This is a genomic window from Priestia sp. YIM B13551 (assembly GCF_042787905.1).
Lineage (GTDB): Bacteria > Bacillota > Bacilli > Bacillales > Bacillaceae_H > Priestia.
Genome location: NZ_JBHZOX010000007.1, coordinates 112,178 through 125,011, shown reverse-complemented (window position 1 = coordinate 125,011; position 12,834 = coordinate 112,178). Strand labels below are relative to the sequence as shown.

Below are 12,834 nucleotides of genomic sequence, written 5' to 3'. Positions count from 1 at the left end.
TTATACTCCTTCAAAAATTGTTTCGAAAGACCTTTATAGGAGGATTTCCACTTCAAGCAAAAAAGCGCTAGTTTTTCTAGCGCTTTTTCCTTTGTTCATTCTTTATCTTTTTTAAACTGCTCACATTTTGCTTCAAGGTCATCAATCATCGTAATCAAACGGTCAATGTCTTCTAGATCTGTGTTTTCAGGCTCCATGGAGTCTAATACGTGTACAAACATATTTAAACGATCTTTTAAATAACGTACTTGTGAATCTTTATCTCGAACGGCGTTTCCCACTTTAAACCCTCCTGATATAGCTTTTTCATTCGTATTTCTTTATATCCTAACGAATACTTTCATATTTGACAACTAAAAGCAATAAAATCCATAATAGTCACTGGTGTCCGTTTTGAATGAGACGTATAATTTAGTCTATCAGGACGGACCGTGAGATGTTTTCATCATCATTTCACTTTACGGAAAAATAAAAGGAGTTTTTTTATGGCCACTTTACAACGAATTACCCCGGAGTTCGATCCGTGGGAAGCGTATTTAGATATGAAACAATATGGCAAACCGACGCTTACAAACGTTGAATTCACCACAACGACACTTTGTAATATGCGATGTGAGCACTGCGCAGTTGGATATACGCTGCAGCCAAAAGACCCAAACGCACTGCCGCTTGATTTAATTTTAAAACGTCTGGATGAAATTCCAACTCTTCGAGCGTTAAGCATTACCGGCGGAGAGCCGATGATGTCTCTATCTTCTGTGAAAAATTATGTGGTGCCTTTATTAAAGTATGCACATGAACGAGGTGTCCGTACACAGATTAATTCAAATTTAACATTAGATCTTGCTCGTTACGAACAAATCATTCCTTATTTAGATGTTTTACATATTTCTCACAACTGGGGAACGATGGACGATTTTGTGGAAGCTGGCTTTGCAATGATGGAGCGAAAGCCTACTTATGAGCAGCGCGCCAAATATTTCGACCGTATGATTGAAAACAGCCGCGCGCTTGTAAAAGCAGGTGTAACCGTATCAGCTGAAACGATGTTAAATAAACGTACGCTTCCTCATATGGAAAAGATTCATCGTCAAATTGTTGATGAAATGCTTTGTCAGCGTCATGAAGTACACCCTATGTATCCAAGTGACTTTGCTAGCACTCTAGAAACATTATCTCTTCCTGAAATGCGTCAAGCTATTCATCACCTTCTTGATATTCGAGATGAAAATGTGTGGATGCTATTCGGCACGTTACCATTTTATGCATGCAGCAATAATGAGGAAGACTTAACGCTCTTACAGCGCTTATATAGCAGTAAAAATGTAACTGTTCGAAACGATCCAGACGGGCGCTCTCGCCTAAATGTAAATATTTTCGACGGAGATATTATCGTAACGGATTTTGGTGATACGCCTCCTCTTGGCAACATTCAAGATACAAAGCTTACAGACGCTTTTGATACGTGGCAGCAAAGCACAATTTCTAAAGAACTTAGCTGTCATTGTTCAGCAGTGTCTTGTTTGGGACCTAATATTTTGGTGAAAAACAGCTATTATCAAGATACTGATTTCAGCAAACTCCAAGCGAGCATTACAAAATAACAAAAAAGAGATTCCATCGTGGGAATCTCTTTTTTGTTATCTCGGCTGGTCATAAGCTCCAAAGCTTAAGGAAACATAATCTTGTACTGGAATCCATGCTCCAATTCCTTGAGACGTTACATTTCTCACCACAATTGAGCGCTTGCTGCCTTTTACTGTGACATACACTTCTCCATATGTTACTTTTCCCTTTTCACTTACAGCAGGCGTATACGCATACAGATAACCTACTTTTTTAGGAGCTACGTTATAGACCTGGTCTTTTTTCGTTCCGGCACCTACAAACGTTTGAAATGATAAAGTGAGCTTTGTTTTTTTAGCTGCTTCAATTAGCATCATTTGTTTAACATGATCAGGCTGAGGCACTTTTGCTGTTAATCCGCCTTTTACATGACTTTGATTTTCCTGACTGTACATCATTTTGTACTGAGTTTTTCCTGCTCTGTTATCATAATGATTTGTATTGATTCGCTGGTGCTGCCAGTTAACGTTTGTTTCTGTTGATTCGTAATTTAATGGCCACTGTCCTAAAAAGACGGTTGCTCTGAAACCAATTGCCCATGGAGTTTTAGAAATGTTTGATTCATTTAATATACGAATTAAATCAGGGTTTTCAATTTTTACATTTGATGTTTCAATGAGCTCTTTTGTAAACTCACTCGGCTGCAAATATGGCGTGTCTTGACTAGCATTTGGATAGGTATTTTCTTTTGAAATATTTAAAGCTGAAGAAGGCACGTTGATGGTAGGCTGAGCTGTTTTAGCAATGGCGATCTTCGTTGAACATGAAAATGAAATAATGATGGTAAACACAAATAAAAGCAATTTACGTAACATCTAGAAACTCCTTTCAACATCGTTAATGAATGCAACCATAGTTTTTTCAAACATCTCCTGTTTTATCCTGAATACCGAAAGGGAAATTCTTCTATTTACTTACACAAAAAGAATCCGAACGATTCATCGTTCGGATTCTTCCTTCCACTAAAACATGTTTGTCCCAGCTTCTTCTTTTTTAAATAAGATAAAAACCAATTCCCATAATAATATAAGCACCTAAAAGAGTTGCACCTTCGAACCAGTTTGTATCTCCGTCATTAGAAATAGCAATCGTTAAAAATACGGCCGTTACCATGGCAATCAACTCAGGCCAGGTAAAGACAAGAGACATTTGGCTTTCGAACATCAGCGAAACTAACACTAATATTGGTGCTACAAACATCGCGACTTGTAAAGTGGATCCAACAGCAATTTCAACCGCTACACCCATACGATTTTTCACGGCCATAATAATAGCCGAAGCATGCTCTGCCGCGTTCCCAACAATCGCTACAATGATGACCCCGATGAACAGCTCACTCCACCCAAAACTTTCGGATACAATTTCGATTGTACTAACCAGGCTTTCGGATACGTAAGCTACAGCTAACGTAGACAAAAAGAGAACAGTAATCGCTTTCCACATTGACCATTCTGGCTCCTCATGTTCTTCCACTTCTTCACTTTTATGCTGATACACGCCTCGGTGCGTTACCAGCTTAAAAAATAACGCCGCTAAGTACAAGATGATGAGAATAATGGATATTCCCACACTCAGGGACATGGTCTTCGCTTCGTCCATTTCGCTAGCAAACACTTCAGGAATAACAAACGCAACGATAACGGCAAAGATCAATAATCCAGAATTATGTCTTGCATCATAGACATTAAATTCTTGACGCTTAAATTTTAATCCCCCGATGAAGAATGAAAGACCGCCTACAAGAAGGAGATTTCCTAATACAGAACCGGTTAACGATGCAAGAACCACAGCTGTAAGGCCTTCTTTTAGAGCAAAAATAGAAATAATTAATTCTACAGCGTTACCAAACGTAGCATTTAATAGACCGCCTATTCGAGGACCAGCTACAACAGCTAAGCTCTCTGTTGCTCTCCCCATGAAAGCTGCGAGGGCAATGATTGTTAAACAGTAAATAATAAACATAAGAACATCTGACCAGTGCATCATGTGCCCAATAACAGATAGCGGCACCCCAAGAATAACCGCTATAAGAAAAATCCGATTGATCATCGATATGTACACCTACCTTATTCATTTTTTGACAACAAAATCAATCATATCAAATTAATGGAATTTGTATAGACTCACCGTCAATGTTAGTATTTTTAACCTATTTTTATAAATGATAAACCCTTAATTGATTTTTGATTAAGATAGTTAAAAATCAGCCAAACTACCAAGGGTAAAAAGATATAAGAAGGAGTGAAAAAATGAGCAATAATGATGTGAAAAATCAAATTTTATCCGTATTGGATGACTATACAATTGGAACGTTAGCTACAATTCAAGATGGAAAACCTTATTCGCGCTTTATGATGTTTTTTCATGAAGATCTTGTGCTCTACACCGCCACCAATAAAGATACCCATAAAGTCGAAGAACTAGAAAAAAACCCTTACGTTCATATTTTGTTAGGCTATGATGGGCAAGGTTGGAGTGATCCGTATGTAGAGGTAGAAGCCAAAGTAAATGTAGAAACAAACGAAGAGTTAAAAAAGAAATTTTGGAATGAAAAGTTAAAAGAGTGGATTAAAAGTCCAGATGACCCAAATTATTTGCTTCTTCAGCTGACTCCTGAACGCATGCGCTATTTTGATAAAGCCGGAAGCAAACCAAAGGAAATATGAGATTGAGACGTAGCTAAGTCCATTCCATCTAAAGACGAACAAATGGGAGCAAGGAGCTGAACCGCTTGTAACAACACCATAAAAAATCCGAACGAATTTGATTCATCGTTCGGATCTTCTTCAACTAAAATACTTTTGTACCAACCTCATTTAATTTCGAAGGTTTCTGTCACTTCAATACTGTCAATAACCGACTGTAGCATCGAACAATTTTTTCGTGCTAGCTCAATTGATTTTTCAATTTTGTCTAATGGAAGGTCTTCTCCTGTGATGATATAGTGCAAATGAATTTTTTCGATTCGCCCCGCTTTTTCATCATTTCGCGTCACATCAGCTTGGATGCGTAAATCGGAAAAAGCGATTCTTTTTTTCTCTAGAATCTTTCTTAACACGCCTCCGCTGCAAACAGCAATGGAGGATACCATTAACTGATACGGCCGAAAGCCATACTCTTCATCTCCAGCGATATGTAGCTCCCCATAAGGAAGATCTGTCGTAAACCCCGCTTCTTTTTTCATGTTAAATTCCATTTTCTTCACTCCTTTACTTCATTATAAACCGCTTTTTATATAACCAACTACTCTCAATATGGATACTTGTTACACCGTCACCATAAAAAAATCCGAACGAATTTGATTCTCCATCAAGAATCTCAATTCATCGTTCGGATCTTCTTTCAACTAAAATACTTTTGTCTCAGCCTTTTTTATGACTCTGTGTTAAATTAATTTTCCGGCGCGAATATCATTTGTCATTCCTTCGTAAGGCGCTTGAGCGATAACTTCCTCATTGTTCGCTCCGACATTTTTGATAAATGTAATGTCAGCAAATTCGGGTACAACGTATTTCGGATATGTTTCGTATTTTTCACGGGATTCATGCATTAAATCAAGATGATCATTTTGATAGCACACGGTAATTTCAGGATGTTCATGTACCCATTTTGGGAAGAAAATAATGCCGTGCATCCGTTTTTCATCAGGCATAAAGTTCAAAGATACATCTGTTCCAGTCGGCTCAGTCCACGATACTTTATATACACCTTCTGTTAATTTCACAATATCTACTTTTTGGTCGCGAACCCATCGTCCTGCTACCATTCCGCTATGAATACGATAATCGATTGTATTTTCGTTTTTGATATAAATTTCATATTCCCATCCGTTTTCGTATGTGTAAATCATATGATTTCCAATAAATTTTTCCATTTTTATATCGCCCCTTTGATGTATAACACTTCGTATATGTCTAACACAACGCGGTCTGGGTGTCTCACAGCAATGCCTAGAAAAACGCAGTTGTGTAAGCGTTTATATTTTGCACTTCCTGTATGACCAATGACAATCGCTGTACCGACATTGATTGTGAATGTCGCTATTTTCTTAAGTACTGGTTCTATCATAGCGATCACTTCTTTATTGTAAATAAAAACATGTAACTATTTACATGTTTTATTCTACTCTTCTTATACAAAGATGTCAAACAGACAGCAACGACCGTTTACAACCTTGTCAATAAAGCGTTTTCCTTGTACGATTAAACAGTTAGATTGACAAAATATAGATAAAAAGAGGTTGAATGCTATGAGTGCTACTCATAAACAACGTTTCTGGATTTTAGTTAGCCTTGTCGCCATTTCTGGATTCAGCCAAGGTATGCTGCTGCCTTTAATTGCTATTATTTTTGAGAAAGACGGTCTTTCTTCTACTATAAACGGATTAAACGCAACTGGATTGTACCTAGGCATTTTATTTATTTCTCCTTTCATGGAAGCGCCGCTTCGCAGATACGGATATAAACCAATTATCGCAGCAGGCGGACTTTTAGTTATTGTATCTTTAGCTTTGTTTCCCCTGTGGAAATCTGTTGTTTTTTGGTTTGTGCTCCGTTTATTTATTGGAATAGGAGATCACGCGCTGCACTTTGGTACTCAAACGTGGATTACATCGTCTTCACCTGCTGATAAACGAGGTCGAAACATTTCATTGTACGGGCTTTTTTTCGGTATTGGTTTTGCTGTTGGCCCTTTAATGACGACGTTAATTGAAATTAATCAAGCGCTTCCTTTTGTGATTTCTTCAGCTCTCTGCCTCATAACATGGGTGTTTTTATTTTTGATAAAAAATGAATTTCCCCTACAGGAAGTGGAGGTTAATTCATTAAAAGAAACGGCTAAGCGATTTTCTAAGGCGGCTAAGTATGCTTGGATTGCTTTTTTGCCGCCTTTTGGATATGGATTTTTAGAATCATCACTGAACGGAAGCTTTCCTGTATATGGCTTACGAATTGGTTTGCAAGTAGAGTTTATTTCACTCCTCTTGACTTCCTTTGCAGTTGGAGCTATTGTGTTTCAGCTTCCTCTTGGCATACTGAGCGATAAATTCGGACGGAAATTGGTATTAGGATGGATTTTATCAATTGGAGCCGTTACGTTTTTTACAGCAAGTCTCTTGGAAGAGACCGCTATTCCATTAGTAGCTTGTTTATTTATAGCTGGCATGGTTGTAGGCTCGACGTTTAGTTTAGGAATCAGCTATATGACGGATTTGATTCCTGCTCGTCTACTGCCTACAGGTAATTTACTATGCGGCATTGCTTTTAGTATCGGAAGCCTTGCCGGCCCTTACATAGGCGGTACTTTTATTCAGTTCTTTCACCATATCAGCTTTTTTAATATTATTAGCGGGATGCTTGGCTTTATTTTTATCATTCTTTTTGTATTCGGACAAAAAATGCCTATGCAGCAAAAAACAAGCGAGAACTTATAAGTTCTCGTTTGTTTTTAAACTTTTAGCGTCCGGTGCTGAAGAGCTGATTTTTCAATTTGTATCGTCGTATGCTCAATGCCGCAGTGATCGTGTACTAAATCAATGGCTTTTTGCAAAATTTGCTGACAATCTTTTTCATCTTCTACGCGCATATGGCAGCTCAATGAGTCCAGTCCTGAAGTAATCGTCCAAATGTGTAAATCATGCACATCTTTGACTCCTTCAATGTTTTCAAGAAGGTTTTTTATTTCACTGTGATCCACTCCTTCAGGAGAGCCTTCCATCAAAATATGAACGCTATAAGCAAGCACGCCCCAAGCGCTTTTTAAAATTAATACAGACACAACTACAGAAATAATAGGATCAGCAATATACCATCCAAACAGCATCATAAGAAGCCCCGCTACAATAGCTCCAATAGATCCTAAAGCATCTCCCAATACGTGTAAGTAAGCGCTGCGTAAATTTACATTTCCTTTTACATCGCCTTGTCTCATAAGTGACCAGGCGCTGATTAAATTAGCGAGTAAACCAACAGTAGCAATCAACATCATGCTGCCGCTTGCTACAGACTGCGGCTCTAATACGCGCTGATAGGCTTCATAGATGATAAATCCTGCTATTACAAACAGTGCCACTCCGTTAAAAAGAGCCGCTAATATTTCAAAACGATAATAACCGTACGTTTTTTTAGCCGATGCAGCCCGGTTAGCAAACCATATCGCCACAAGGCTAAGAGCAAGTGAGCTTGTATCAGAAAGCATGTGTCCACTATCGGATAATAACGCTAGACTATTTGTAAAAAGCCCTCCAACAAACTCAAGAACCATAATACCCGCGGTGATAATTAGTGCAATTAACAGACCTTTTTTGTTGCCTTCACGCTGTGTATCAAAATGGTGATGGTGACCATGATGATGGTGGTGATGATCATGACTCATACAAAGCCCCTCCTTTTATTCGTTATGTGCGCATTCTACGTGCTGAATTACTTGATGCAAAATTCCAACTACGTGTTCATCATCATACGTATAGAAATACGTATTTCCTTCACGGCGATATTTTACTAAACGTAAATGACGCAAGTGAGTTAACTGATGTGAAATAGCTGATTGTGAAACACCAAGCACTTCAACCATATGACCGACTGAACACTCTTCTTGAAATAGCAAATAAAGAATTTTCATTCTCGTAGGATCTGAAATAGCTTTTAGTATTCTTGACGCTTCTTCTACCGTTTGAGGCGATAAAAACGAATGTTCATCTTTTTTCATAACATCTCTCCGTTCATTATATGCAAGTATATGAGCATATGTTCATATATAAATTATAAAACACCTTTTTCTATATAGTCAATTATTTACGTCTTTCTAAATTTTTTTGCCTATTTTTAAAAAAAATCCACACAAAATACTTTTTCTGTTATATAATACAATTAAATATAATAAACTGTATTAAAACAGATGGAGAGGAGAATAATAAATGAGCAGACAAGAACGCAAAAACATGATTACATTTATTGAAACAATGAAGGGGATTGACCGTGAAACCTTAATGTACATGACGGATGCCGATATCGAGCACATTTACACTTCCGCTTATAAATATTATGAAGAACATTTAGATATGTAGTACGTTTTTTACAGAATGCAGACGTCCAGCTGCATTCTGTTTTTATTTTTTAGGCGTTAGTCGTTACCTCCTTGCTTGTTCCGTGCTATACTATACTAAATATCCCAATTTAAAAGAGAAGAACTGAAAAAATGTGCTGCTATCGCTGAGATGGCAGCTTTCGTGTTTTTTTAGGGGTAATGATTGTGATTATTCTTCTCAATTATCGTTCAAGGAGGATTTGTATGGAAAATGCGTTACCTAAAAAACAAGAACAAACGCCTCAAACATCTTCTGCTGTCAACGTATTAAAAACACATGGTGAACTCATTGCTGCACTGTTAAGCGGCGTGCTGATTTTAGCCGGCTGGCTGCTGTCAAAACAGCAGGATACTGCTGTATCTATTACGCTCTTTGTATTAGCTTACGTGATAGGCGGATTTGCTAAAGCAAAAGAAGGTATTGAAGAAACGATTGAAAATAAAGAATTGAATGTCGAAATGTTAATGATTATTGCAGCCATTGGAGCGGCTGTAATTGGCTACTGGACAGAAGGTGCTATGCTTATTTTCATTTTTGCATTAAGCGGTGCATTAGAAACATACACCATGAATAAAAGCAACCGAGAAATTAGCGCCTTGATGAATTTACAGCCGCAAGAAGCAACGCGTCTGATTGGAGATCAAGAAGAAATTGTATCCATTTCCGATTTACAAATCGGTGACTTGCTGTTAGTTAAGCCGGGTGAACGAGTGCCATCCGATGGTATTGTTGTCTCAGGTCAAACAACGATTGATCAGGCTGCTATTACAGGGGAATCTGTTCCTGTACTAAAACAGCTCGATGATGAAGTATTCGCGGGCACGGTGAATGTGAAAGGCGCCATTACCATTAAAATGACAAAGCCAAGTGCTGAGACGCTGTTTCAAAAGATCATTCAGCTTGTTCAAACGGCTCAAAGTGAAAAGTCGCCTTCTCAATTGTTTATTGAACGATTTGAAGGCACATACGTAAAAATTGTTCTATCGGTTGTGGCAGTTATGTTATTCCTCCCACACTATGTGCTTGGATGGAGCTGGACCGAGACATTTTACCGTGCAATGATTCTCTTAGTTGTGGCGTCTCCTTGCGCTCTGGTTGCATCTATTACCCCTGCTTCACTATCTGCTATTTCAAACGGAGCAAAAAAAGGAATTTTGTTCAAAGGCGGCGTGCATTTGGAAAGATTAAGTCATTTAAGCGCAATTGCTTTTGATAAAACAGGAACGTTAACAAAAGGAAAACCAGAAGTGACAAATGTCATTGTCCGTTCTGGTATGAACGAACAGGAATTTCTTGTTAAAATCGCATCAATTGAACGTCAGTCCAATCATCCGCTTGCTCAATCCATTGTTGACTTTGTGAAAAATAAGCAGGAATTGACGCTCGTTCAGCCAGATTCGCTTGAAGACGTTCCCGGATATGGTGTCATCGGGTCTCTTCAAGGAGATACATGGAAGATAGGAAAAGCAGATTTTGTAGGTAAAGAAGATGCAGCTGAATTTGAAAATGGGATTTCATCTACGCTTGCCAGTGAAGGAAAAACGATTGTGTACGCAAAAGACCAGCATGGTATTGTAGGATTGCTTGCGCTAAAAGACGTTGTACGAACAGAAGCTGTAGACGCTGTTAAATCTCTTAAAGAGCAGGGTATTCATACCGTCATGATTACAGGAGACAGCGAAAAAACAGCCGAAGCCATTTCAAAAGAATGTGCCGTCGATGAATACATTGCAGAATGTTTGCCTGAAGCGAAAGTAGATAAAATTAAAGCATTAAAAGAAAAATTCCCTACCGTTTCAATGGTGGGAGATGGCATTAACGATGCACCTGCTCTTGCTACTGCTAACGTTGGAGTAGCCATGGGAGAAGGAACGGATGTGGCACTTGAAACAGCGGATATCGTTTTAATGAAAAATGATTTATCAAAAATTTCGGATGCAGTAGCTCTTTCCAGACGAATGAACTCAATTGTGAAGCAAAACGTTATTTTTTCTATTGCCGTCATCTTTTTATTAATTTGTTCGAATTTTTTCCAAGTGCTTGATATGCCATTTGGTGTTATAGGTCACGAAGGCAGCACCATTTTAGTTATCTTAAACGGCCTTCGCTTGCTAAAATCTTAACGCAAAAAAGCCTAACGTATTTGTTAGGCTTTTTATTATGGAAATCAATACCTTAATGGTAACCGTTTTGTCCATTTTGGCTGTTGCTTGTTTTATGCTTTGGCTGGCTCTTTTTATTTTGCTTTGTATTGCTTCCGTCTTTTTTTGTATGCTTTGTCATGATGTAAAACCTCCCTTTCACTTTGTTAGTATGCTCATTATCTTGCGAATGATTTCATCCCAATTTGTGACTATGAAGATTTAACTCGACGGTCGTAGAAAATAGCGTTAATTTCTCCTCCAATAACGATAATCATCCCCGATAGGTACAGCCAAATAAGCAGGATAATAATTCCGCCCAAGCTTCCATATGTAGCTGTATAGTTATTGAAATGATTTACGTAATACGCAAACAGCATCGATACCACTGTCCATCCGACCGTAGCAAAAGCGGCTCCTTTTACAACATTTCGAATCAGCAGCTTTTTATTAGGAGCAAAGTAATATAACCCCGTAAAAACAGTAAACAAAATGAGACCGCTGATAATCCAGCGGGAAGCAGACCATAAAGCTAGAAAAGTTTCTGAAAACCCAAACGTAGACGATAAATAAAGGCCAATCATATGACCGAAAACCGGAAGTAAAAGCGCTACAATAATAACAAATATCATCGCAAAAGTAAGGAGAACTGCCATACCTCTCGCCACTAAAAAAGGCCGATTTTCTTGTACGTGATACGCTCGGTTAAATGCTCTTACGATCGCATTAATTCCATTTGAAGCAGACCACATCGTCGCAATGATACCAAAGGACAATAGCTTTTCATTATGAGAACCAATGATATGAGAAACGTTGCTTTCAATCATGTGCAGCGTTTGCTGTGGCGCTACATTTTCGACCAAGTCAAGCAGGTCTGTTGATTCCAATGGCAAAAATCCAATCAGCGTAATTAAGAAAATTAAAAAAGGAAATAGCGAGAGCAGCAAATAATAAGCCAATTCAGCCGATAAACTGGGCAGCTCATCTCGATGAATGCGGCCCATCAGTTCTTTGCCAAACCTTACGATGTTATTTATGTACATTCCAGCCATATGTGCCTCCTTATTTATTTTTGTTCATCACCATACTTCTCCACAAATACTTCTTTTGTATCGTTTACAATTTCCATCACCTGAGGCGTTGTTTCTTTTAACTTTTCTACTTTTCCAGCTACAAATGATACATCTTCAGAAACTTGCTCGATGGTCGTGCGGATGGTTTCATATTTCTCTTTGACAGTATCCGTTACAAGTTCAGGGTGCTGAATAAGAGTTGTTGTTTTGTCTTTCAGCTTTTTACTTCCTTGAATGACGGAAGTTCTTGTTTCTTTATCAAATAAAGAAACAGCTCCTCCTATAATTGCTCCAATGACAATACCTTCTACTAGCTTATTTCGTTTACCCATTTGTCGTTTCTCCTCCGTTTTTTATTTTTTAAGTATCGCTTATTCCGAGAAATGCTTCTCTATAATTTCGTCTAAAAGAGCCTTGCATCCTTCTTGAACTAAGTCATATACTTCGTCAAAATTTCCCGTGAAATAAGGATCAGGCACATCTTCAATATGTAAATCGGGCACAAAATCCAAAAGCCTTGCAATATAACCTGTTTTAGTATGTCCAGCCATCCTTCTCAGGTTTCCTACATTTTCGACATCCATTCCAATAATATAATGGAATTTAGCTACATCCTCTTGAATCACTTGTCTTGCTGTTTGCCCTTTAAAATCAATGTTGTTTTTCGTTAAAATAGATTGCGTCCCTTCATGAGGAGGATTGCCTTTGTGCCAGCCTCCTGTGCCTGCAGAATCTACGTGAATTTGTCCTTCTAGCCCTTTTTTCTTCACCATATCTTTAAAGACCGCTTCTGCCATGGGTGAACGACAAATATTTCCTAAACAAACGAATAATACGTTAATCATAGTCTCGACTCCTTTCCCTTATTACAAACATTATATACAATCATTTTTAAACTAAAAAATAG

General features: G+C 38.1%; 16 protein-coding genes. 5 read left to right on the top strand and 11 right to left on the bottom strand.

Features of this window, described 5'->3' with window-relative positions; translation table 11 throughout:
• Positions 1 to 95 precede the first annotated feature (95 nt).
• Positions 96 to 281 (bottom strand): SE1561 family protein, encoded by a 186-nt coding sequence (locus ACFX4N_RS25395; protein ID WP_013081532.1) that lies wholly within the window; start codon positions 279 to 281, stop codon positions 96 to 98.
• A 204-nt stretch (positions 282 to 485) separates the two neighbouring features.
• On the opposite strand from ACFX4N_RS25395, the gene yfkAB reads away from it, so the two are divergent.
• The gene (gene yfkAB / locus ACFX4N_RS25390) at positions 486 to 1,604 is read left to right on the top strand and encodes a radical SAM/CxCxxxxC motif protein YfkAB (RefSeq protein WP_013055141.1); all 1,119 of its coding nucleotides are present in this window, start codon (positions 486 to 488) and stop codon (positions 1,602 to 1,604) included.
• A 36-nt stretch (positions 1,605 to 1,640) separates the two neighbouring features.
• On the opposite strand, the gene ACFX4N_RS25385 is transcribed toward yfkAB, so the two are convergent.
• The gene (locus ACFX4N_RS25385) at positions 1,641 to 2,441 is read right to left on the bottom strand and encodes a YfkD famly protein (RefSeq protein ID WP_013081530.1); all 801 of its coding nucleotides are present in this window, start codon (positions 2,439 to 2,441) and stop codon (positions 1,641 to 1,643) included.
• A gap of 178 nt (positions 2,442 to 2,619) precedes the next feature.
• The gene (cax, locus tag ACFX4N_RS25380) at positions 2,620 to 3,675 is read right to left on the bottom strand and encodes a calcium/proton exchanger (RefSeq protein WP_057275239.1); all 1,056 of its coding nucleotides are present in this window, start codon (positions 3,673 to 3,675) and stop codon (positions 2,620 to 2,622) included.
• 200 nt (positions 3,676 to 3,875) lie between these two features.
• Here cax and ACFX4N_RS25375 point away from each other — a divergent pair, with 200 nt between their 5' ends.
• Positions 3,876 to 4,292, top strand: a complete 417-nt coding sequence (locus ACFX4N_RS25375; protein WP_013055138.1) for a pyridoxamine 5'-phosphate oxidase family protein — start codon at positions 3,876 to 3,878, stop codon at positions 4,290 to 4,292.
• Positions 4,293 to 4,438: 146 nt separating this feature from the next.
• On the opposite strand, the gene ACFX4N_RS25370 is transcribed toward ACFX4N_RS25375, so the two are convergent.
• The 3 genes from ACFX4N_RS25370 to ACFX4N_RS25360 form a co-directional block, all read right to left on the bottom strand.
• Positions 4,439 to 4,822: an OsmC family protein gene (locus ACFX4N_RS25370; RefSeq protein WP_057275238.1), complete on the bottom strand. Its 384-nt coding sequence runs from the start codon at positions 4,820 to 4,822 to the stop codon at positions 4,439 to 4,441.
• 189 nt (positions 4,823 to 5,011) lie between these two features.
• On the bottom strand, positions 5,012 to 5,500 hold the full coding sequence (locus tag ACFX4N_RS25365; RefSeq protein ID WP_043975666.1) for a phenolic acid decarboxylase: 489 nt from the start codon (positions 5,498 to 5,500) through the stop codon (positions 5,012 to 5,014).
• A 2-nt stretch (positions 5,501 to 5,502) separates the two neighbouring features.
• A complete protein-coding gene (locus ACFX4N_RS25360; RefSeq protein ID WP_057275237.1) occupies positions 5,503 to 5,694 on the bottom strand; it encodes a DUF3237 domain-containing protein in 192 nt (63 codons plus the stop codon).
• 181 nt (positions 5,695 to 5,875) lie between these two features.
• Between ACFX4N_RS25360 and ACFX4N_RS25355 the strand changes: the two genes are divergently transcribed.
• Positions 5,876 to 7,060, top strand: a complete 1,185-nt coding sequence (locus ACFX4N_RS25355; protein WP_057275236.1) for an MFS transporter — start codon at positions 5,876 to 5,878, stop codon at positions 7,058 to 7,060.
• Between the two features lie 14 nt (positions 7,061 to 7,074).
• Here the strand turns inward: ACFX4N_RS25355 and ACFX4N_RS25350 are convergent, their stop codons facing one another.
• Complete coding sequence (locus tag ACFX4N_RS25350; protein WP_057275235.1) at positions 7,075 to 8,001, bottom strand: cation diffusion facilitator family transporter; 927 nt, start codon at positions 7,999 to 8,001, stop codon at positions 7,075 to 7,077.
• A 15-nt stretch (positions 8,002 to 8,016) separates the two neighbouring features.
• A complete protein-coding gene (locus tag ACFX4N_RS25345; protein WP_013081523.1) occupies positions 8,017 to 8,334 on the bottom strand; it encodes an ArsR/SmtB family transcription factor in 318 nt (105 codons plus the stop codon).
• Between the two features lie 208 nt (positions 8,335 to 8,542).
• Between ACFX4N_RS25345 and ACFX4N_RS25340 the strand changes: the two genes are divergently transcribed.
• Both ACFX4N_RS25340 and ACFX4N_RS25335 read left to right on the top strand, forming a co-directional pair.
• On the top strand, positions 8,543 to 8,692 hold the full coding sequence (locus tag ACFX4N_RS25340) for a BH0509 family protein (protein ID WP_013055132.1): 150 nt from the start codon (positions 8,543 to 8,545) through the stop codon (positions 8,690 to 8,692).
• Between the two features lie 224 nt (positions 8,693 to 8,916).
• Positions 8,917 to 10,836, top strand: coding sequence for a heavy metal translocating P-type ATPase (locus tag ACFX4N_RS25335; protein WP_098547289.1), 1,920 nt, complete (start codon positions 8,917 to 8,919; stop codon positions 10,834 to 10,836).
• A gap of 230 nt (positions 10,837 to 11,066) precedes the next feature.
• Here ACFX4N_RS25335 and ACFX4N_RS25330 read toward each other — a convergent pair whose 3' ends face one another.
• From ACFX4N_RS25330 to ACFX4N_RS25320, 3 genes are read right to left on the bottom strand one after another with little or no spacing between them, the layout of a single operon-like run.
• Entirely contained in the window at positions 11,067 to 11,906 is an 840-nt protein-coding gene (locus ACFX4N_RS25330) for a YihY/virulence factor BrkB family protein (protein WP_013081521.1), read from the bottom strand.
• 14 nt (positions 11,907 to 11,920) lie between these two features.
• Positions 11,921 to 12,259: a hypothetical protein gene (locus tag ACFX4N_RS25325; RefSeq protein ID WP_057275233.1), complete on the bottom strand. Its 339-nt coding sequence runs from the start codon at positions 12,257 to 12,259 to the stop codon at positions 11,921 to 11,923.
• A 39-nt stretch (positions 12,260 to 12,298) separates the two neighbouring features.
• A complete protein-coding gene (locus ACFX4N_RS25320; RefSeq protein WP_013055128.1) occupies positions 12,299 to 12,772 on the bottom strand; it encodes a low molecular weight protein-tyrosine-phosphatase in 474 nt (157 codons plus the stop codon).
• Positions 12,773 to 12,834 lie beyond the last annotated feature (62 nt).